Source organism: Peptococcus simiae (genome assembly GCF_046097595.1).
Lineage (GTDB): Bacteria > Bacillota > Peptococcia > Peptococcales > Peptococcaceae > Peptococcus > Peptococcus simiae.
In genome coordinates, this window is sequence record NZ_JBJUVG010000011.1 from 25,288 (window position 1) to 45,081 (window position 19,794).

18 protein-coding genes are annotated in these 19,794 nt (G+C 54.2%); 1 reads left to right on the forward strand and 17 read right to left on the reverse strand.

Annotated elements, in window-relative coordinates:
• Positions 1 to 3: 3 nt before the first annotated feature.
• From asnB to ACKQTC_RS07460, 3 genes are all read right to left on the reverse strand, one after another.
• Positions 4 to 1,857, reverse strand: a complete 1,854-nt coding sequence (gene asnB, locus ACKQTC_RS07450) for an asparagine synthase (glutamine-hydrolyzing) (protein WP_408977815.1) — start codon at positions 1,855 to 1,857, stop codon at positions 4 to 6.
• Between the two features lie 138 nt (positions 1,858 to 1,995).
• The gene (gene groL / locus ACKQTC_RS07455) at positions 1,996 to 3,621 is read right to left on the reverse strand and encodes a chaperonin GroEL (protein WP_408977816.1); all 1,626 of its coding nucleotides are present in this window, start codon (positions 3,619 to 3,621) and stop codon (positions 1,996 to 1,998) included.
• A gap of 44 nt (positions 3,622 to 3,665) precedes the next feature.
• Positions 3,666 to 3,953 (reverse strand): co-chaperone GroES, encoded by a 288-nt coding sequence (locus ACKQTC_RS07460; RefSeq protein WP_408977817.1) that lies wholly within the window; start codon positions 3,951 to 3,953, stop codon positions 3,666 to 3,668.
• A gap of 187 nt (positions 3,954 to 4,140) precedes the next feature.
• On the opposite strand from ACKQTC_RS07460, the gene ACKQTC_RS07465 reads away from it, so the two are divergent.
• Complete coding sequence (locus ACKQTC_RS07465) at positions 4,141 to 4,716, forward strand: 5-formyltetrahydrofolate cyclo-ligase (protein ID WP_408977818.1); 576 nt, start codon at positions 4,141 to 4,143, stop codon at positions 4,714 to 4,716.
• Positions 4,717 to 4,768: 52 nt separating this feature from the next.
• Here the strand turns inward: ACKQTC_RS07465 and ACKQTC_RS07470 are convergent, their stop codons facing one another.
• The 14 genes from ACKQTC_RS07470 to mraZ form a co-directional block, all read right to left on the reverse strand.
• On the reverse strand, positions 4,769 to 5,164 hold the full coding sequence (locus ACKQTC_RS07470; RefSeq protein ID WP_408977819.1) for a PWWP domain-containing protein: 396 nt from the start codon (positions 5,162 to 5,164) through the stop codon (positions 4,769 to 4,771).
• A gap of 23 nt (positions 5,165 to 5,187) precedes the next feature.
• Positions 5,188 to 5,397, reverse strand: coding sequence for a hypothetical protein (locus tag ACKQTC_RS07475; RefSeq protein ID WP_408977820.1), 210 nt, complete (start codon positions 5,395 to 5,397; stop codon positions 5,188 to 5,190).
• A gap of 173 nt (positions 5,398 to 5,570) precedes the next feature.
• A complete protein-coding gene (gene ftsZ, locus ACKQTC_RS07480; protein WP_408977821.1) occupies positions 5,571 to 6,656 on the reverse strand; it encodes a cell division protein FtsZ in 1,086 nt (361 codons plus the stop codon).
• A gap of 100 nt (positions 6,657 to 6,756) precedes the next feature.
• Positions 6,757 to 7,725 carry a cell division protein FtsQ/DivIB gene (locus ACKQTC_RS07485; RefSeq protein ID WP_408977822.1) on the reverse strand — a complete coding sequence of 323 codons (969 nt, stop codon included), beginning with the start codon at positions 7,723 to 7,725 and terminating at the stop codon, positions 6,757 to 6,759.
• A gap of 28 nt (positions 7,726 to 7,753) precedes the next feature.
• Complete coding sequence (gene murC, locus ACKQTC_RS07490) at positions 7,754 to 9,133, reverse strand: UDP-N-acetylmuramate--L-alanine ligase (RefSeq protein WP_408977823.1); 1,380 nt, start codon at positions 9,131 to 9,133, stop codon at positions 7,754 to 7,756.
• Between the two features lie 17 nt (positions 9,134 to 9,150).
• A complete protein-coding gene (murG, locus tag ACKQTC_RS07495) occupies positions 9,151 to 10,266 on the reverse strand; it encodes an undecaprenyldiphospho-muramoylpentapeptide beta-N-acetylglucosaminyltransferase (RefSeq protein ID WP_408977824.1) in 1,116 nt (371 codons plus the stop codon).
• Between the two features lie 51 nt (positions 10,267 to 10,317).
• Positions 10,318 to 11,778, reverse strand: a complete 1,461-nt coding sequence (locus ACKQTC_RS07500) for an FtsW/RodA/SpoVE family cell cycle protein (protein ID WP_408977825.1) — start codon at positions 11,776 to 11,778, stop codon at positions 10,318 to 10,320.
• A complete protein-coding gene (gene murD / locus ACKQTC_RS07505; RefSeq protein ID WP_408977826.1) occupies positions 11,771 to 13,120 on the reverse strand; it encodes a UDP-N-acetylmuramoyl-L-alanine--D-glutamate ligase in 1,350 nt (449 codons plus the stop codon). The genes ACKQTC_RS07500 and murD overlap by 8 nt, the downstream gene beginning before the upstream one ends.
• Before the next feature lie 3 nt (positions 13,121 to 13,123).
• A complete protein-coding gene (mraY, locus tag ACKQTC_RS07510) occupies positions 13,124 to 14,119 on the reverse strand; it encodes a phospho-N-acetylmuramoyl-pentapeptide-transferase (RefSeq protein WP_408977827.1) in 996 nt (331 codons plus the stop codon).
• A gap of 18 nt (positions 14,120 to 14,137) precedes the next feature.
• The gene (locus ACKQTC_RS07515) at positions 14,138 to 15,505 is read right to left on the reverse strand and encodes a UDP-N-acetylmuramoyl-tripeptide--D-alanyl-D-alanine ligase (protein WP_408977828.1); all 1,368 of its coding nucleotides are present in this window, start codon (positions 15,503 to 15,505) and stop codon (positions 14,138 to 14,140) included.
• 94 nt (positions 15,506 to 15,599) lie between these two features.
• A complete protein-coding gene (locus ACKQTC_RS07520; RefSeq protein WP_408977829.1) occupies positions 15,600 to 17,822 on the reverse strand; it encodes a penicillin-binding transpeptidase domain-containing protein in 2,223 nt (740 codons plus the stop codon).
• Positions 17,819 to 18,286, reverse strand: a complete 468-nt coding sequence (locus tag ACKQTC_RS07525; protein ID WP_408977830.1) for a hypothetical protein — start codon at positions 18,284 to 18,286, stop codon at positions 17,819 to 17,821. The genes ACKQTC_RS07520 and ACKQTC_RS07525 overlap by 4 nt, the downstream gene beginning before the upstream one ends.
• Before the next feature lie 14 nt (positions 18,287 to 18,300).
• Positions 18,301 to 19,236 (reverse strand): 16S rRNA (cytosine(1402)-N(4))-methyltransferase RsmH, encoded by a 936-nt coding sequence (gene rsmH / locus ACKQTC_RS07530; protein WP_408977831.1) that lies wholly within the window; start codon positions 19,234 to 19,236, stop codon positions 18,301 to 18,303.
• 8 nt (positions 19,237 to 19,244) lie between these two features.
• Positions 19,245 to 19,682 carry a division/cell wall cluster transcriptional repressor MraZ gene (gene mraZ / locus ACKQTC_RS07535; RefSeq protein ID WP_408977832.1) on the reverse strand — a complete coding sequence of 146 codons (438 nt, stop codon included), beginning with the start codon at positions 19,680 to 19,682 and terminating at the stop codon, positions 19,245 to 19,247.
• Between the last annotated feature and the right edge of the window lie 112 nt (positions 19,683 to 19,794).

Here is a 19,794-nt window from a genome sequence, read left to right on the forward strand (position 1 = left end):
GACTTATCTCTTTACAAAATATTCGTCATACCAAATCAGGAAGCAGAGCACGGTGTAAATATAGCGCTGCCGCATGGCCTTACCTTCATAGTGCTCTTGGAGGTAGGTCAAGAGCTTATCTTGGTTGAAAAACTCGCTCACATAGGGCCGCTCAAAGATGGCCTTAACCGCCTGGTAGTATTTTTCCTGGCAGAGCCAGTCCCGCAAGGGCACCGGGAAACCGACCTTCGGGCGTTTGGCCCATTCTTCCGGCAGTTCTGCCAGGGCTGCCTTCCGCAAGGATACCTTAGCCACCCCATCGCGGACCCGCTGGTCCGGCGACAGTTGGGTTGCCAGGTGGATGACTTCCTTGTCCAGGAAGGGGACCCGGAGTTCCAGGGAATGAGCGGAGCTCATCTTGTCTGCCTTTAAGAGAATATCCCCGGGCAGCCAGGTCCGGATATCGATGACCTGCTTGGCAGTCAGTTCGTCTGTCCCATGAAGACGGTCGTACTCAGGGGCCAGGAGCTCTGTTGCTGACGGACCGCCCCGGTAGGTCGGGGTTAGGAGGGCTGCCGCTTCATCATCAGGAAAAATCCGGGCCTGGCCTACAAAGCGTTCACGGAGGGGCTGACCGCCCCGGATGGCCAGGTCGCCCAAGCGGGAATGGGGAAAGGCCTTCCCGACCGTTTGGTAAAGCCCCCGGCGGACAAAGGCCGGGAGTTTTTTATAGAGGGCCAGGTGGGGCGTATCCATGTAGCTGTCATAGCCCCCGAAAAGCTCATCCGCCCCTTCCCCTGAAAGGACAACTTTAACGTGTTCAGAGGCCAGCTGGGCCAGGAAGTAAAGGGGCACCGAAGACAGGTTGGACTGGGGCTCATCCATATGGTATTGGATGGTCGGTAGGGCCTCGAAAAAGTCATCGCCGCTGATCAGGCGCTTGTAGTGGGTAAAGCCTAAAATTTCCGATAGCCGACGGCCCAGATCTGTTTCATTGAAGACCCCATCATAGTCCTTAAAACCAACGGAAAAGGTCTTTTCCGGCCGGAAGAGGGCAGTGATGAAGCTCGAATCAATCCCACCGGATAAAAAGGCTCCGACCTGGACGTCTGCCATCTGGTGGTAGCGGACACTCTCCCGCAGGACATCCCCAATGGCAGTGACGGCCTCATCATCGGTCAGGCCGGCATCCCGGTAGTTGAAGTCCCAGTACCGGCCCCGGTCGGTAATTTTCCCGTCCTTGACCCGCATCCAGGTGCCCGGGCTCAGCTTGTAGATGCCCTTAAAAAAGGTCTCTTCTGTTGCCGGGTACTGGAAGGTCAGGTAGGGCCGGAGGGCCTTGGGGTTGACAGCCTTCCGGAAGGAAGGGTGTTCTAAAAAGCACTTGATTTCTGACCCGAAGAAAAAACTGCCGTCATCGGAGGCGGCGCCATAGTAAAGGGGCTTAATACCGAAAAAGTCCCGGGCTAAAAAGAGCTCCTCCTTCTTCGCGTCCCAGATGGCAAAGGCAAACATCCCCCGGACCTTATGCAAGATCCCTTCGCCCCAGGCATCATAGCCATGGACCAAGACCTCGCTATCTGTCTCAGAAATAAAGGTATAGCCCTGCTTGACCAGGTCTTCCCGCAGTTCCTTGTAGTTGTAGATTTCGCCATTGAAAATCAAGGCTAAGGTCTTATCTTTATTGAAAAGAGGCTGGTCCGCCTCATTACTTAAGTCAATGATGCTCAACCGCCGAAAACCCAGGACGATTTGGTCGGTGATAAAGGTGCCGTCGCTATCCGGCCCCCGATGGACCATCGCGTCACACATATCCTTAATGACCGCCTCATGGTCTATTTCCTTATTTCCCGGCATGTAGCCGACAATACCGCACATAAGTAGCCTCCTCTAGCTTGACTGTACCTTTTTACACTTCTTGTTATTATACTGGAATGAGAAGCCCGGCTCAAGCTTTTGCCCCGGTAAATAAAAAAACGGACGTAGGTCTACGTCCGTTTAAAAGTCTTTTGAAGCTTACATCATACCCATGCCGGGGGCGCCTGCACCGGCACCGGCCATCGGGTCTTCGGTTTTGACATCTGCCACCAGGCTTTCAGTGGTCAGAATCATAGAAGCGATGGACACTGCATTTTGCAGGGCACTGCGGGTGACCTTAGCCGGGTCAATGATCCCAGCCTCAATCATGTCTTCGTAGCGGTCAGCGAGGGCATTGTAGCCAATCCCCTGGTCTTTTTCTTTGACAGCTGCAACGACAACAGACCCTTCCATCCCGGCATTTTCAGCGATTTGGCGAACCGGGGCTTCCAGGGCGTTTTTAATCAGAGCCACACCGGTCATTGCGTCTGCTTCGTCCAGTTGGAGGTCATCCAGGGCAGCCATCGCAGAAATGTAGGACGTACCGCCGCCGGCGACAATCCCTTCTTCCACTGCAGCCCGGGTTGCGGAAAGGGCATCCTCGATCCGGAGTTTCTTTTCAGCCAGTTCCGTTTCGGTGGCAGCCCCAACTTGGATCACTGCTACCCCGCCGGCCAGTTTAGCCAAGCGTTCTTGCAGTTTTTCCCGGTCAAAGTCAGAGCTGGTTTCCTCTAATTGGACACGGATTTGAGCCACCCGGCCGTCAATGCCTTCCTTGCTCCCCTTACCTTCAACAATGGTGGTGTTGTCCTTGGTAACGGTGATTTGGCGGGCAGAACCGAGCATGTCTACCGTTGCATCTTCCAGTTTGTAGCCTAATTCTTCGGTGACTACAGTGGCCCCGGTTAAGACGGCGATATCCTGGAGCATTTCTTTACGACGGTCACCAAAGCCCGGGGCTTTAACGGCAACACAGTTAAAGGTCCCACGGAGTTTATTTAAAATCATGGTAGTGAGGGCTTCGCCTTCCACATCTTCAGCGATGAGCAGGAGGGCCTTGCCGGTTTTCACCACTTGTTCCAGGACAGGTAAAATTTCCTGAACGCTACTGATTTTCTTATCTGTAATTAAGATATAGGGGTCTTCTAAAGAAGCGACCATTTTTTCCGTATCGGAAACCATGTAGGGAGAGATATAACCCCGGTCGAACTGCATCCCTTCAACGACATCTAAAGAGGTGCCGAAGGTCTGGGAGTCTTCAACGGTGATGACCCCATCATTGCCGACCACTTCCATAGCGTCAGCGATGAGTTTACCGGTTTCTTCGTCCCCGGAAGAAATAGCTGCCACTTGAGCGATGGCTTCCTTGTTTTTAATGGGGCTGGATACCTTTTCAATGGCTTCTACAGCCTTGGCTGCAGCAGCCGTCATCCCCTTGCGAAGAATAATAGGGTTGGCACCGGCGGCAATATTTTTGAGGCCTTCACGAACCATTGCCTGTGCCAGTACCGTAGCTGTGGTGGTCCCGTCACCGGCGACATCGTTGGTTTTAATGGATACTTCTTTTAAGAGCTGGGCGCCCATGTTTTCGAAGGCGTCTTCCAGTTCGATTTCCCGGGCGATGGAAACCCCGTCATTGGTAATTAGAGGGGTGCCATAGGGTTTGGATAAAACAACGTTACGGCCTTTAGGCCCAAGGGTTACACTCACTGCGTCAGCAACTGCATTCACCCCTTTTTCCAGGGCTGCACGTGCTTCTGCACCAAAACGAATTTCTTTTGCCATCTATATTAGCCTCCTAGTAAAACGAAAACGTCTATAACCTTTAATTAGCCGAGAACGACTAAGATATCTTTTTCTGCGATGATGACGACTTCTTCGTCATCCAGTTTCACTTCGGTACCACCGAATTTGCCATAGACGACCTTATCGCCGGGTTTTACTTCCAAAGGTACGCGTTCACCTTTTTCATTCAACACCCCACTACCTACGGCAATGATTTCCCCTTGGTGGGGTTTTTCTTGGGCGGACCCGGGCAGAACGATCCCGCTCTGGGTTTTTTCCTCAACTTTTAAGGGTTTAATAACGACTTTGTCGCCTAACGGTTTAATGTTCATTAAATGGCCTCCTTATTGACTTTCCTGTTTGTGTTAGCACTCAATCTATTCGAGTGCTAACACCATACCTATATAATAGCAGATTCAGAAAAAAATGCAAGCCTTTTTGCCCAATCCCCTGATAATTTACGGAACTTGCAATCACCGGCTGCATTCGCTATAATCTTGTCGACAAAGGAGGGGTCTTATGACTGCACAAGATTATCGCGATCAAATGACCAAGGCCCGCAAGGCGCTCTCTCAGGAAGAAAGAGACTTAGCCGGCAAGGCCTTCGCTGCCCGTTTATCGGCCATGCCCGAATGGCTCCGGGCTGATACCGTGGCCTTATTCTTATCTTTCGGCAGTGAACTGAAAACTCAGGACTTAATCGAAACCGCCTTCGCAGAAGGCAAACGGGTACTACTGCCCATCTGCCAAAAAAACTACCAGATGATTTTCTCTGTCTACCGGCCAAGTACGCCGCTCATTACAACCGGTCTAGGTCTGGAAGAAATTGCCCCCGAGGCTATTGAAGAGGTCCCTATAGAAGAAATTGATTTCTGCCTGGTACCGGGCCTGGTCTTTGATGAGACCGGCGGCCGGATTGGCTATGGGGCCGGTTTTTATGACCGCTTCCTCCCCCGCTTAAAAGAGGGGACCCCTATTATCGGCGCCGGCTATGACTGCCAGGTCGTCAAGGGTGAAAAGATTCCCCAGCAGGATACCGATATCCCCCTATCCATTATCGTTACAGAAAAGGCCACTTACCATACCCAGGCATAAGAAAAAGACAGGTCACATCCAAAAGGGATGTGACCTGTCTTTTTAGGTGAGCCTAACCGGTCAAGAGGGGTGACAGGGTGGTAATCAAGCCAATCAGGCCAACCCCAACCATCAAGCCACCGGTAATCCGACCGGTGGTTTTCTTCTCTTCCCGGGTGTATTTTAAAGAATAGAGCATCAGGGCACCAGCCACCAGCGAACAGACATAGGCTAAAATGGTACCGGCCTGATAGGGCAGGAAGCCCATCCGGTCAAAGGTCGGGGCGCCCAGCATGAGGATTAAGGCGGCGGTTAAAAGACCCAGGGCAACCCCATTGAACCGTAACCGCTTCTTCTCCATCCCCCGCTCTTCCGGGGTGACCTCCTTGGCCATTTCCGCCTGTTCTTTGGCTGTTTTGCGATACTGTGATTTTTTCTTTTTCCCACTGCGAGATAGCTTCCTACTCATAGGGCCTCCTTATCAGGCACCCACTATTTTCGCTGTGATTCGGAAAGGTGTAAATAGGGACGGAATTCTATAATGCGAAAGGCCGCCAAGCCAATAAAGATTCCCACCATGCTGAGCAGAGAGATGGGTGTTGTAATCCACAAGGACACCGTCGGGTCTTCCACAAGTCCTACCGACATCACGAATAAAAAGATGGATGCACAGGTCATTAAAGCTACGCCAATTACTTTCATAAGTCCTTCCTCCTGACAAGAAAAAGAGAACCCAAGTTCCCCGAACGTGTTTTCTTATATTTTACCAAACAAATGTACCTTGTCAAGAGGATTTTCGATTGTATGTTCGCTTTTTTTGCTTTGAAATAAAAATCAGCGAGGCCGCCAAGGTCTCGCTGATCAGTAAATCCCAATTAGAAGTTACGGTTGCCTTTTTTCAGGAAGTCCGGAATGTGAACATCCGTAAATTTATCCTTGCTGCTGGACCGGCTGGTCCGTTGTTGGCCACCAGCCTTGTAGGCATTCGTATCATAGGTATTGCGGTCATCCGGTTGGAAACCAGTGGCGATAACCGTAATTTTGATGTCGTCCTTGGCATCCGGATCGTTAATGGCCCCAAAGATAACGTCTGCGTCAGCACCGGCGGCTTCATAAATATAATCTGCTGCTGCTTGAGCTTCCAAGAGGGTCGGGTTGTCCCCGGAAACGTTCATCAGGATAGCAGAAGCCCCATCTATAGAGGTTTCAAGGAGAGGGGATGAAATAGCAGCTTTTGCGGCAGCAACGGCCCGGTCTTCACCCTTGCCGTAGCCAACGCCCATCAGTGCTGTACCGGTATTTTGCATGGTAGACCGGACGTCAGCGAAGTCCAAATTGATCATAGCCACTTTGGTAATGGTATCGGAAATACCCTGGACCCCTTGTCTTAAGACATCATCAGCGATGTCAAAGGCTTCTTCAAGGGTGGTTTCCTTGCTGGCAATTTCAAGTAAGCGATCATTAGGAATGGTCACTAGAGAGTCGACCTTGTCGGTTAAAACAGCAATCCCTTGGGCAGCATTGCTCTTGCGTTTTTTCCCTTCAAAGGCAAAGGGTTTGGTGACAACGCCAATGGTCAGCGCCCCTTGGCTTTTGGCGATTTCAGCAACAACCGGTGCTGCACCGGTGCCTGTCCCGCCGCCCATACCGGCCGTCACAAAGACCAGGTCAGCGCCTTCAAGGGCTTCTGCTATTTCTTCCCGGCTTTCTTCTGCGGCCTTTTCACCAACTTCAGGGTTACCGCCGGCACCGAGGCCCCGGGTGAGCTTGCTCCCCAGTTGGATTTTTTGGTCTGCTTCTGAGTGTGCCAGCACCTGAGCATCGGTATTGGCAACGATAAATTCAACACCTTGCACTTTGGCTTCAATCATGCGGTTTACGGCGTTTCCGCCACCGCCGCCAACGCCGATCACTTTAATGACCGCAGCGTTGTTTGCAACATTATCATCAAGTTGGAACATGCTATCCCCTCCGAAAAATCGCAATATTTATCTTTATGATATACCATATAACCCTTTCTTGCAATTAATTTCTCAATTTAAGATGCAAGAGTGGGATCGGCTAAGCCTGGTCATTTTCATCCTGGCCCGTTTCCGGGTCTCCTTCAGCAACGGCTTCCGTGGTGCCTTCAACCCGTTGGGCCTCTCTTTCTGCAGAAATGGGCATTCCTGCCCCTTCCATATCCAGGGGAATGGCGCTGCCATCCTGGCCCTTGAGTTTTAAAATAGGCGACTTGCTGTAGCGCATATCAATATACTCTACCTTACCCTGAACGGCGTTGGAAAGAATCACTTGTTTCATGATATCGTTCAAGGCGGACATCCGGCTCTCAATCTTTTTAATACTGCCAATCCGGACCTCAATACCGTTCGAGGTGTAGGCCAGGATATTATCCTTTTCGGCAATATTGATTTCCTGAATGCCGGCCAGCAAGTCTTTGGGCATGGCGTTGACCACGGCCAGGGCTTGTTCAAAGGCTTCGTTTTTTATTTTCCCACCAGGTTGGGGAACGGCCTTTAAGGATATGCCCGTAATGATGGGGATGGTCGTATTCTCTAGGGTTGGGGTGCTGTTGAGTAGTAACCCGTCAGCGCTAAACTGGAGAAAAATCCCCCGGTTGACCAGGACACCGACAGCCCGCCGTTCCTTGACTTCAATGCTCAGGCTGTGGGGCAGGTGGCGGTGGATGCTGGCTTCTTTAATATAGGGGTGGCTTTCCAGAGAGCGGATGGCCTCCCCCTTTTTATATAGGAAAAGGTTCTGCCCCTGGGGGTGGTTGGCCAGTTGGGTCACATGCTGTTTCGATACCGCCTGGTTGCCGGTGATGGCAACGGCATCGATATTCATCAGGGGCGACAAGGCAAGGGAAACGATGATGGTAAAGATGACAGACAGGATAATCGTCAGCTGAAATTCCGCTGAGAGTTTCCTTTTTCTTCCGCCAGCCCGCTCTTCCAGCTGCCCGCTGGGGCTTTCGTCAGCCGGTTCTGCCGGCGAGGGGGTTGGGTCGTTTTTCTTTCTTTTTAACATCGTTCACCTCCTTGTGGACGCTAAAGTGTTAGGATAGGTATTTTTCCTTTAAGGCCTCGACAATATTCGGGGCCTCTTGCCAGATGGAGCCGGCCCCCATGACCAGGACCATATCCCCTGGTTGAAGATGGCCGGTCAATTCTTGGGCGACGGCCTCTTCCTTGCAGAGGGTTCCTGTCCGGCCAGCAGGCAGGCAGTCTAAAATCAGTTGGCTAGAAACCCCTTCGATGGGGTCTTCCCCCGCCGGATAGACGTCTAAAAGAAAAATATCATCGGCTGCAGACAGGGCTGCGGCGAACTTATCCGCTAAAAACTGGGTCCGGCTATAGCGGTGGGGCTGGAAGACTGCGACCACCCGGCCGGTGTGACAGTCTTTGGCGGCCTGGATGGTGGCACTGATTTCTGTGGGATGGTGGGCATAGTCATCGACGACTTGGATGTCTGCCACATCCCCAACCAGCTGAAAGCGGCGCTTGGTTCCATGGAAGCCCCGCAGGGTCGCGGCAATGGCCTCAAAAGACAGGCCGAGGTCCATGGCACAGATGGTGGCTGCCAGGGCATTCTGCATATTGTGGCGGCCGGGAATGATGAGTTCCAGCCGACCCAGATAGTCGCTGCCCTGGTAAATATCAGCCTCATTGAGGCTGCCCTTTTGCTGGTGGTTACAAATCCGATAATCGGCCTGGTCACTGTAGCCATAGGTCTTTACATCAGCCGGGGCCACTTCTTTGAGGGCCAGGGCCTCGGGGCAGTCGGCACATAGGAGGACGTGGCCATCGACTGCCGTCAGTTGGACGAAGCGGCGGAAAATATCCTGGATGGCCTTGATATCCTTGTAATGATCCAGGTGGTCCTCTTCTACATTGGTGACGATAGTATACCAGGGGTGGAGGTTTAAGAAGCTGCCATCGCTTTCATCGGCTTCGGCAGCCAGGTATTCCCCCCGGCCCAGCTTGGCATTACTGCCGATTTCATTGATAACGCCACCGACGACAATGGTGGGGTCCAGGTTATTTTTTTCTAAGACCAGGGAAACCATGGAGCTGGTGGTTGTCTTTCCATGGCTCCCGGCAACGCAGATGCCCTTTTGTCGGCGCATTAATTCACCCAATACCTCTGACCGGTGGCAAACGGGAATATGCAGGGCTTCTGCTGCCCGGCGTTCCGGGTTATCCAGCCGAATCGCCGTGGAATGGACGACCAGGTCCATGTCCTTATGTATGTGGTCGGCAGATTGACCGATGTCAATCCGGGCCCCTTGGGTCATCAGACGCTGGACCCGTGAAGATAGGGCCACATCCGAACCGCTCACCTCATACCCGAGCGCCAGGAGAATTTCGGCAATGGCACTCATGCCGATGCCTCCTATACCGATAAAATGTATTTTTGTCTTGCCTTCAAGCGTCATCTGCGCGCAGCTCCTTCCTACTGAAGACTACCCTGCTTTTCTAATACGGCCATAATATCGGCTAAAGCATTGGGTTTGGCTAAGGCTTTCATCTGCTTGGCCATTCCCCGGCGATAGTCATCGTCATCTAAAAAACGTTCTAAGGTCTCTAACATCAGCGGACCGGTGCACTGGGCATCTAAAATCATCTCCGCAGCGCCTGCATCAACAATGGCCTGGGCATTGTGGGCCTGGTGGTTCTCGCTGGCATAGGGGTAGGGTAAAAGAACCGCCGGCAGGCCGGTGGCCGAAAGTTCCGCCAGGAAGGTCGCACCGGCTCTGCCTACGGCTAGGTCGGCTGCGGCCAGGGCCAGGGGCATTTCGTAGAGGTAGTCTAATAATTTAAGGCCCGGCGTATCTGTATCCGATAGGCCGGCTGCCCGGATTAGGCCCCGGGTTTCCTCATACCCATTCCGTCCGCTGATAAAAATCACCTGGACATCCTCCCTTTTCAAGAGGGCCGGGAGGATTTGACTCATCGTTTGATTAATGGTCCTGGCCCCTCGGCTGCCCCCGGTGATTAAAAGGGTCTTTTTATCTTCAGCCAGACCAAAGTGGGCCAGGCCTTCCGCCTTTGAATAGCGGCCGATATCGGCCCGGACCGGAAGTCCGGTTACATACATCGGCGTCTTACCCTTAAACCGACCCCGGGCTTCGCTAAAGTTCAGCATTACCCCGTCGGATAAGGGGGCCAGCAGGCGGTTGGTCACCCCCGGGTAGGCATTCTGTTCATGTAAAAAGAGCCGGGCGCCCTGCCCCTTGGCTGCAAGCATGACAGACCCGCAGACAAAGCCCCCGGTCCCGATGACCGTATGGGCCTTAAAATCTTTCAGAATCTGCCGGGCCATCCGAAAACCCTTGCCCGTAGCTTGCAGGGTACGAAGGGTATCCAGGGATAATTTTCGGGTAAAACCCTTCGCTGTAATAGCGGCAAAAGGCAGACCTGTCTTGGGCACAATGTCCGCTTCCAGGCCTGTCTCACTGCCAATATAGAGGATATCCACTTGCGGATATCTTTTTTTTATTTCTTCAGCGATGGCCAAGGCCGGGTAAATATGCCCGCCGGTACCACCACCGGTAACGATCACACCCATTGTCTCGCTCCCCTCATATCCTCGTTATTATATCACGCAATGCGGGAGGATTCATTGATTACTTTTCCCTGACCGTTTAACATACCGGGAAAGATTCAGTAAATAGCCTACTGTCGCCAGGGTAACAATCAGAGAGGACCCCCCGTAACTGATAAAGGGCAAGGCAATCCCAGTGACCGGTAGGACACCAACAGCGACCCCCATATTGATAAAGGCTTGGAGGGAAATCATCACCGTTAGGCCAAAGGTCACCAGGGACTTATAAAAGTCACGAATATGCATGGATATCCACAGGCCCCGCCAGGCAAAGGCGATAAAGAGGGCCAGGACACAACCTGCCCCAATGAGGCCCAGCTCTTCACCGATAACGGCATAGATGAAGTCGGTGTGGGACCCAAAGAGGTGGCTTAACTTCTGTCCCCCATTGCCCAGGCCCACCCCAAAAAGGCCGCCATCGCCAAAGGCATAGAGGCTTTGCACCAATTGGAAACTCCCAGCTTCCATCTTTTCCGGGTCCATAGGGTTAATAAAGCTGGTGAGCCGGGCCAGGCGGTAGGGCTTGTAGGCAACGGCAGCGCCGAAGGCCACCAGGCCCAGGCCCATGGTCCCCAAAATATACTTTTTAGGAGCTCCGGCAATATAGAGCATGGCAAAGAGGCAGCCGGCCAAAACAACGCCGGTGCCCAAGTCTTCAATGACCACCAGGGCCGGTACGACCATCATGGCAATCAGAGTCTTACCGTACTCCGGTAATTCGTCGAGCCGGTCCCGGACCTTTTCCAGCTGGCCGGCAAAAACCACCACCAAGACCGGCTTGGCTAAGTCGGAGGGCATAAAGCTCATCCCGAAAACGCTGATCCAGCGCCGGGCCCCATATTGGGCGTCTGTAAAGAAGGAGGCCACGATAATAAGGCCAATGACGACAACCAGGGCCACAGGAGCAAAACGGCGAATGATTTCCGGGTTAAAAAAGAGCATGATGACTAGGGCCAGGACCCCGCCTATGGTCATAAAGAGCTGGCGGGCAAAGTAATAGCCCCCCTGCCCATGGAGCATGAGGCCCTCATAGGAACTGGAAGACAGGACCATGACCAGGCCCACCGCCAGAAGAATCAGGGAAATCTGTAGGAGCATCAGGTCCGGGCCCGTCCGGACTCCCTGGACCTCAGCCCACCTGGCCCGGCGGTAACCGCTGAGCCAGCCTTTTTTGCTATTCTTGTCTTTATGTTTATCTTCCTTGCCTTTGGTTTTCTTATCTTTGAAGGGCTGGTCTTTGATCCGAAAGCGGGAGCCGCCAGCAGGACCGCCCTGGTCCCGGTGGGGGGATTGGTCTTGCCGCCCGACCCGGGGCTGGGGGCGAGTCCCCTGCCGGTCCGGGGGGCGGCGGCCAGGACCCTCGTCCGGGTGTTTGTCCCCACCCAGGTGGCGGACCAGGTTGGCCTTTTGCGACTTTTTCCGCCGCTCTTCTGCCTCGCTCTGGTCCGACCAGCGGTTTCTAGGAATTTTAGCCATCGAGTTCGTTCACCAACTTCTTAAATAAATCGCCCCGCACTTCATAGTTGGGGAACATATCCCAGCTGGCACAGGCCGGACTGAGCAGGACCACGTCCCCGGGCTGGGCCGCTTGCTGGGCCAGGCTGACGGCCTCTTCAAAGCTTGCGGCCTGACTGTAGTCTGGATAGGCAAACCGGTCAAGGGCCTGGCGGATGTCCGCCTTGGCCTCACCGACCAGGACCACATGCCGGCATTTTTCCTGAATGAGGGGGACTAAGGGGTCAAAGCTATTGCCCTTATTCCGCCCGCCCAGGATAATCACAATGGGCTCGTTATAGGCCTGCAAGGCCTTTTCTGTTGCATCCGGGTTGGTCCCCTTACTGTCATTGACATAGCGGACGCCGGCCAGGTCCCTCACCGGTTCAAGCCGGTGGGCCACACTGTGGAAGGTCCGCAACTGCCGGCAAATATGGCTTTCACTGGCCCCGAAATACAAGGCCCCGAGGACCGCTGCCATAATATTTTCGGTATTGTGGGCCCCAGGCAGGGCAATATCCGACCGGTCAAGCAGGCAGTGAGGCGCGTCTTGGGGCTGGAGGCGCACCATCAGCTTCCCCTCTTTTTCCCACATGCCCAGGGGCGGCTGCGCCTTCAGGCTGAAATACCAAACCTGCCCCCCTGCTCGTTCGGCTAAGACCCGGACTGTGGGGTCATCGTAGTTGGCGATGAGGAGGTCCTCCGGCCCTTGGTTTTCAAAAATCCGGGCTTTCGCTTCGGCATAGGCCTCCAGGTTCCCATGCCGGTCCAGGTGGTCCGGGGTCAGGTTCAGGTAGGCCGCTGCGTTAGGGCGAAAGCGGTCAATCAGTTCCAGCTGGAAACTGGATAGTTCCGCCACCACTACGGCCTCTTCCGGCAGGTCCGGGACCGCAGAAATGAGCGGAGTCCCGATATTACCCCCACAAAAAACCGGCGCCCCAAATCCCTCCAGGAGGTGGGCCGCCAGGGCCGTGGTGGTCGTTTTACCATTGGTCCCGGTGATGCCAAACCAGCGGGCCCGTCCTTCCCGGTAGGCCAGTTCCGGTTCTGAAATCACCGGGATGCCGGCCGCCAGGGCCTCTTGAACCGGTCCAATCTGCGGCGGCACCCCGGGGCTCAAGACCAGGATATCCGGTTTCAGGGCATCAATATCAGGCCTACCCCAGATCAGCTGGATAGGCCGGTTGGCAAAGTATTCCACCGTCGCCGCCTCTTTGCCTGGGTCTGAGTCTGCGAGGATGACTTCGGTATCTTTTTTTCTTAACAGGTAGTCTGCACAGGCCAGCCCACTCCGGGCTGCCCCGATAATTAAGTAACGCTTCATTTGCTATCCCCTTAATTGTTGCAGTAAAGCCGGGTCAGCCCCATGGACCACTAAGAGGGCCAGGAGCACACTGATCCCGGTGATAATCATAAATAAATACAGCACCTGCTCTTCTTTCAGCCCACCCAGCTCAAAGTGGTGGTGGAGGGGTGACATCCGAAAGACCCGCTTACCGGTCCGCTTGAAGACCAGGACCTGGATGATTACCGATAAGGCCTCCAGGACATAAATTAGGCAAATCAGGGGCAGGAGCAATTCGGTCTTGGTGAGCATGGCCAGGCCGGCCATGGCCCCGCCGATGAAAAAGGACCCGGTATCGCCCATGAAAATAGAGGCCGGGTGGCGGTTGAAGTAAAAAAAGCCTAAGAGGACGCCAATCAGGGCTGCCGAAAAGGTCATCCCTGCCGGCAGCATATGCCATACCGAGATGATAAAAAAGCCCACGGCAATGACCAGGCTGGTCCCACTCAGGAGCCCATCCAGGCCGTCCGTTAAATTGGCGGCATTGGTCGTCCCCACCAGGACAATAACCATGACGGCGACATAAAAAAGAGGTTGCTTGAGGGCCAGTTGAAAGCCCGGGATCCAAAAGCCCGGGGCAAGGCCCACCAGGCCAAGGCCCAAGGCCAAGACCACACCGACGATGACCAGTTGCAGGGCCACCTTCTGCCAGGCCCGTAAGCCCAGCGACCGGTGGTTGAACAATTTTAATCCGTCATCTAAAAAGCCGATCAGGCCAAAGAGGGTGGCGCACAAGACCAGGAAGACAGAGTAGCGGTTCACCCCATTGGTCAGGAAGACAGCCAGGGCCATGACCGGTGCAAAAACAGCCCCGCCCATGGTCGGCGTGCCTTTCTTTTGCAGGTGGCTCTGAGGCCCCTCTTCACGAATTTCCTGTCCGAATTTCAACCGGGTCAGGATTGGAATGAGCTTGCGGGTGGCCACAACCGTTAGAAAGAAGCCAAGGGCCAAAGCTAATATCGACAGAATAAAATTCAAAATAGTTCCCTCCAAACGTCAGATGAGTCCGCCTACAATGGTATCCATGTGCATACTATGGCTTCCCTTCACCAGGAGCACCGCATCAGCCGGTAGATGGGCCTGTAGGTAGGCCAAGGCTTCAGCGCTATCTTGCACGGTGACCACCGCCTCTGCAGGCAGGCCGGCAGCAATGGCTGCCTGGGCGGTATCTTTCGTCAAATCTCCAACACAAATTAATTTTTCCAAAGCCAGGGCAGCAAAGGTTTCCCCAACTGCCGCATGCCCCGTTTTTTCATAGGGGCCCAGCTCATACATATTGCCAATACAAGCCCAACGGGGCCGGTCCTTGTAGCCGGCCAGGACTTTCAAGGTGGCCTGGACAGAGGCCGGGTTGGCATTGTAGCTATCGTTTAAAATCAGCCTTTGGCCCGATACCACCTGCTCCATCCGGTTGGACGACAGGGGAGCAGCCCCGGCCAGGCCTTTCTGAATGGTTTCAGGCTTTTCACCTAGGGCCAGGGCAGTGGCAATGACCAGGAGGGCATTTTCCACCTGGTGCTGACCGGCATAGGGCAGGTCAACCGGGAAGGTCCCTTCAGGGCCACAAAAACGAAAGCGACTGTGGTCAGTGTCCAGGTCCAGGTCTCTAGCAGAGTAACGTGTATTGGCCTCGGCTTCAAGGCCGGTCCACAAAAAAGAGGCCGCCGTTTCTTTCAAATAGGGGGCCAAGAGGTCTTGGTCGGCCGCCCTTACTGCAATTGTACCATTTTGTGGCACATATGGGAATAATTCACTTTTTGCCCTGGCAATGCCGGCCTGGCTGCCGAGGATTTCCGCATGGACAATACCGATATTGGTGATGAGGGCATGGGTGGGCCAGGCGATATTAGCCAGGAAGGCAATTTCCCCGAAACCGGACATACCCATCTCCACAATAAGGATCTCTGTTTCCTCCGTAAGCCGGGTCAGGGTCATGGGCAGACCCAGTTCATTGTTTTGGTTTTCATGGGTCACCACCACTTGGTGGTCTTGCCGGAGGACATGGGTCAGAAGGTCCTTGCAACTGGTTTTACCCTGGCTCCCGGTGACGGCAATCACCGGCCCCTGGAAGCGGATTCGCATGAAACGGCCCAGAGCCTGCATAAATGCCAGGCCATCTTCCGCTACAATATGGGCGACGCCGGGGTGGTCATACTGGGCACCGGCCACGTAGCCGATGGCCCCCTTTTCCAGGGCCGTTGGAATGTAATCTGCACCATTGACCCGGTCACCTTGGATGGCCACAAACAAGTCCCCCGGGCAGACTTCCCGGCTGTCAAAGACGACCCGGGCCGGGATTTTAGCCTCCCCCTTGTGGGGATAGCCCAGGGCATGGGCTAATTGGTCTGTATCTAGTTGGTACATAAAACACCTCGATATTTTTCTGACTAAAACGAAGAAGCCGGGTCCTCGGCAAGGAAAACCCGGATCATTCTTCTAGCTATGAAATCAATCCATCTCAAGGGGCTTGAGATGAGGGAGTTGATTTTTTGGTATCTGTAGTGGTTTTTTCTTTTTCCTTGGCAGCTTCCTGGGCCTTCTTCTCTTCTTCAGCGGCCCGCTCATCTTCTACATCGCGGATATTGGATTGTTCGCGGGTAGAGGCAAATTTAACAGATACCGTTGACCCGGTGCGGACGGGGGTCCCTGCCGCCGGGGTCTGGTACCAGCACAAGCCGCTGCCATCCAGGCTGGCCTTGAGACCTAGGCCGGTTAACAGGTGGTCAACCTCTTTCAGGGTCAGGCCGGACAGGTCCGGTACCGTGACTTGCTCTGCCTTGGGATTACTCAGGTAGGCCTTGACCTGACTGCCTGTTGCCAGGCGGGTTCCGGCCAGGGGCAGGGCAGCTACAACGTCTGACCCGCTGCCAACGAATTCGACCTGGAGGCCGGCTTCCTGCATACGGAGGCGAAAGGCTTCTGCATTCATGGGCAGGTCAACCTTAGGCACTTGAACCAGGTTCTTGACTTCCGGCTCTTCAATGCTCTTATCCGGCAGGGAGGAAGGGATTTCATAGTAACGCATGATATCCTTAACAATCCCAGAAAAGACCGGCCCTGCCACTGTCCCACTGGACGCTGTGGTCCTGGGGCTGGATACGATAACGATACAGGCAATTTTAGGATCACCGGCCGGGGCAAAACCGCCAAAGCTCATGATGTAGTCGCCTTTTTCATAGCGGCCTTCCCGGGCGATTTCAGCCGTCCCGGTTTTACCGGCTACCCGGTAACCGGGTACAGCGGCCTCTTTCCCGATGCCTTCTGTAACAACCGCTTCCATCATTTCCTGGACTTGTTCTGCTCGCTCGGTGCTCAAAACCCGGCGGACTTCTTCCGGCTTGACCTCCTTAATGGTCTTGCCGTCCCGTTCGGTGATTTTTGAAATGATTTGCGGCTTCATCAGCGTTCCCCCATTGGCAATGGCCGAAATGGCATTGACCATCTGGATGGGCGTGTAGGCATTGGCCTGGCCAATCGACATGGCCGCTAGGTCCAGGGGAACGGCCTGGTCCTTGGGGACCAGGACCGGGTCAGACTCAGCCGGGAGGTCAATGTTGGTTTTACGGGTAAAGCCAAAGCCGTGAAGGTAGTCATAAAACCGTTCTTTGCCCAGCCGGGCCACGCTCTTGGCCATAACGATGTTGCAGCTCATGGCCAAACCAGACCGGAGGGTCATGGGGCCTTGCCCGTTCGGGTAGGTCCAGCACCGCAATTCATGCCCATTGATTAAAATGCTGCCCGGGCAGTTGTACTGGCTCTGGGGGGTAGCCACGTCGTCATCTAAAAACATAGAGGCACTGACGACCTTAAAGACGGACCCCGGTTCATACACCTTGGATACCGCCGGGTTCTGCCAGTTTTTCTCATCGGACTTGGCGTAGTTATTGGGGTCAAAATCCGGCAGGCTACACATGGCCAGGATATTCCCGGTGTCCACTTCCTGGACAATACAGGTAATCCCCTCCGGGTCAAACTGCTCTGAGGCCTTGGCCAGCTGCCGCTCGACAATGTACTGGATGGTACCATCGATGGTTAGGTAAACATCATCCCCGGCCGTCGCCGGAATAGACTCCCGGATGGACTGGGGGATAATATTGCCTTTGCCGTCATATTCGACCAGGAGCTTACCGGGGTTGCCGGCTAAAATCGAGTTGCACTGGAGCTCTATGCCGCTGAGCCCCTGGTTATCGACCCCGGCAAAGCCCAGGACTTGGGCAGCCAGGCGGCTTTTGGGGTATTCCCGCTTATATTCATCTGTAAAGCCGACCCCACGGAAGTTTTCCTTTTGCAGTTTTTCCACAGCTTTGTTGTCGGCGTGTCTTTTCAGCCAGCGGAAGTCACTGGTTTGATCATTCACGGCGGCCAGGACGTCACTCTTGGACATGGCCAGGGTTTTGGCCAAAGTGTCAATGACCCTGTCCTTATCCTTTAACTTGCGAATTTCCGCCGGCGTGATGTATACCGACTTCCTTTTGACACTAATGGCCAGGGCCTCGCCCTTGCTGTCGTAAATGAGCCCCCGGTCCGGCATGACAGAGACTTCCTGTAAGCGGTTGGACAGGCTCATGCTGCTAAAGGATTCATTGGCAAAGACCTGCACATAAAGGAGTTTACCCATAATTAATAAACCGATAAAAAAGGCGATGCCCATGATGACGCCAATGCGATTTTTGTTTCTCATCGACGCCCTCCGGCGGTTTCTTCAGCTTCTTTTTTCTGGGCCGCCAGGGTAGCCTTGGACGGCTGGTAGGTCAGGACCCGGTCAGGCATAACCATGTCCATCTTTTCAGTGGCCTGCTTTTCAATCCGGGCCAGATTCCCCAGGGCAGCGTATTCCTGCTCCAACTGGGCATTAACCGCCTTAATTTCGGACAAGCGGGACTGGGCCTCACTGACCCGGTAACCCATGGTCTGGACAGCACTGTATTGGGCCGCCACAAGCAGGCCTAGGACAAAAATAAGGGCCACCGCCCGCAAGCGGGGAAATTTAAAGATGGCCTTGCTCTTTTCCGCGGGCTTCACTTGGTCTTTGGACTTATCTTTTATGCGTAAGGCCCGCTTATACCGGTCATCCGGCCGGGCTTCAAAGCGATTGCCAGCCTGCTGGCGACCCTTATAGTCATGGTAGTAGCCTGACTGAGTCATGGTTATCTCTCCTGTCAGATGATTTTTTCAGCAACACGCAACTTGGCACTGGCCGCCCGGCGATTATGGTCTAATTCGGCAGCGCTGGCCGTAATCGGCTTCCGGGTCACCATCCGGACCGTAGCCACCTTATCACAGGTGCAAACCGGCAATTTCGGAGGACAAATACAGGAGGCCGCTAAGTATTTAAATTTATTTTTTACAATTCGGTCTTCTAAAGAATGGAAGGTGATGATTGCCAGGCGCCCACCAGGCTGTAAAACATCCACCAGGCGGTCAATGGCCTTTTCAAGGGCCCCTAGTTCATCATTGGTTGCAATCCGCAAGGCCTGAAAGGTGCGCTTGGCCACATGGGAGTCCTTTTCCCGGGCCCCCTTGGGGATAGCCCGTTCGATGACATCAACCAGCTGGAAGGTAGTTTCGATCGGGACCAGGGCCCGGCGCTCACAAATCAGCGCTGCAACCCGAGCGGCCCACTTCTCTTCTCCGTAGTCCTTAATGAGGTCATGGAGGGCTTGCTCAGACAGGTCATTGACCAGGTCCCGGGCACTGGGGCCCTGGCTCTGGTCCATCCGCATGTCCAGGGGGGCATCATGCATATAACTGAAACCCCGGTCCGGAGTATCTATTTGCGGCGAGGAAACGCCGATATCCAGTAAGATACCGTCAATCCCTTTAGGGTAGTCGCGGGCAATCAAATCCGCCAATTCTGTATAATTCGCATGGTAGGCCTTGAATCGGTCACCATAGGGGGCCAGGTGGGCCCGGGCTGCCGCCAGGGCAACTTCATCCCGGTCTGTCGCAATGAGCTGGCCATCCGGTGCCGAGGCCTCTAGGATAAGGCCGGCATGACCACCGCCACCTAGGGTCCCGTCGGCATAAATGCCGCCGGGCTTGACCACTAAGTGGGCCAGGACTTCTTCTGCTAAAACCGGTATATGTTGAAACATACTTCCTCCTATAACCCGATATCAAAGGGTTCGATCAGCTCTGCCAACTGCTCAAAAGAGCCGGCATTTCCAGCTTCATAGGCTTCCCAGCGATCGGTACCCCAGATTTCTATCCGTTCGCTCATGCCGATGACAACAACATTTTTATCTAATTCGGCATAACCTTGCAGGCCCTGGGGGATGGCAATCCGTCCCTGTTTGTCACACTCTATTTCACTGGCGCTGGAAAAGAAAAAGCGGGTGAAGGACCGGGCATCCTGCCTGGTCAAGGGCAGGTGGGCCAGCTTCTTGGAAAGGGCCTCCCAGGCATCGATGGGAAAAACAAACAAGCAGCCATCCAGGCCCTTGGTCACCACACACCGGTTACCCAGGCCTTCGCGGAACTTGCTGGGGATGATCAGACGTCCCTTAGCATCCAAACTGTGTCTATATTCGCCTAAGAACATCTGCCGCCCCCCTTTCTCTACAAAATTCTGCTTTTTGAAACCCTTTTGCTCCACTTTATACCACTTTACACCACATTGCCTCTTTAATCCAGCCCCCAGCCCCATAAGAAAG

Coding starts and splice junctions, on each gene's coding strand:
- asnB (WP_408977815.1), bottom strand. CDS start 1,857: ATGTGCGGTATTGTCGGCTACATGCCGGGAAATAAGGAAATAGACCAT.
- groL (WP_408977816.1), bottom strand. CDS start 3,621: ATGGCAAAAGAAATTCGTTTTGGTGCAGAAGCACGTGCAGCCCTGGAA.
- ACKQTC_RS07460 (WP_408977817.1), bottom strand. CDS start 3,953: ATGAACATTAAACCGTTAGGCGACAAAGTCGTTATTAAACCCTTAAAA.
- ACKQTC_RS07465 (WP_408977818.1), top strand. CDS start 4,141: ATGACTGCACAAGATTATCGCGATCAAATGACCAAGGCCCGCAAGGCG.
- ACKQTC_RS07470 (WP_408977819.1), bottom strand. CDS start 5,164: ATGAGTAGGAAGCTATCTCGCAGTGGGAAAAAGAAAAAATCACAGTAT.
- ACKQTC_RS07475 (WP_408977820.1), bottom strand. CDS start 5,397: ATGAAAGTAATTGGCGTAGCTTTAATGACCTGTGCATCCATCTTTTTA.
- ftsZ (WP_408977821.1), bottom strand. CDS start 6,656: ATGTTCCAACTTGATGATAATGTTGCAAACAACGCTGCGGTCATTAAA.
- ACKQTC_RS07485 (WP_408977822.1), bottom strand. CDS start 7,725: ATGTTAAAAAGAAAGAAAAACGACCCAACCCCCTCGCCGGCAGAACCG.
- murC (WP_408977823.1), bottom strand. CDS start 9,133: ATGACGCTTGAAGGCAAGACAAAAATACATTTTATCGGTATAGGAGGC.
- murG (WP_408977824.1), bottom strand. CDS start 10,266: ATGGGTGTGATCGTTACCGGTGGTGGTACCGGCGGGCATATTTACCCG.
- ACKQTC_RS07500 (WP_408977825.1), bottom strand. CDS start 11,778: ATGGCTAAAATTCCTAGAAACCGCTGGTCGGACCAGAGCGAGGCAGAA.
- murD (WP_408977826.1), bottom strand. CDS start 13,120: ATGAAGCGTTACTTAATTATCGGGGCAGCCCGGAGTGGGCTGGCCTGT.
- ACKQTC_RS07515 (WP_408977828.1), bottom strand. CDS start 15,505: ATGTACCAACTAGATACAGACCAATTAGCCCATGCCCTGGGCTATCCC.
- ACKQTC_RS07520 (WP_408977829.1), bottom strand. CDS start 17,822: ATGAGAAACAAAAATCGCATTGGCGTCATCATGGGCATCGCCTTTTTT.
- ACKQTC_RS07525 (WP_408977830.1), bottom strand. CDS start 18,286: ATGACTCAGTCAGGCTACTACCATGACTATAAGGGTCGCCAGCAGGCT.
- rsmH (WP_408977831.1), bottom strand. CDS start 19,236: ATGTTTCAACATATACCGGTTTTAGCAGAAGAAGTCCTGGCCCACTTA.
- mraZ (WP_408977832.1), bottom strand. CDS start 19,682: ATGTTCTTAGGCGAATATAGACACAGTTTGGATGCTAAGGGACGTCTG.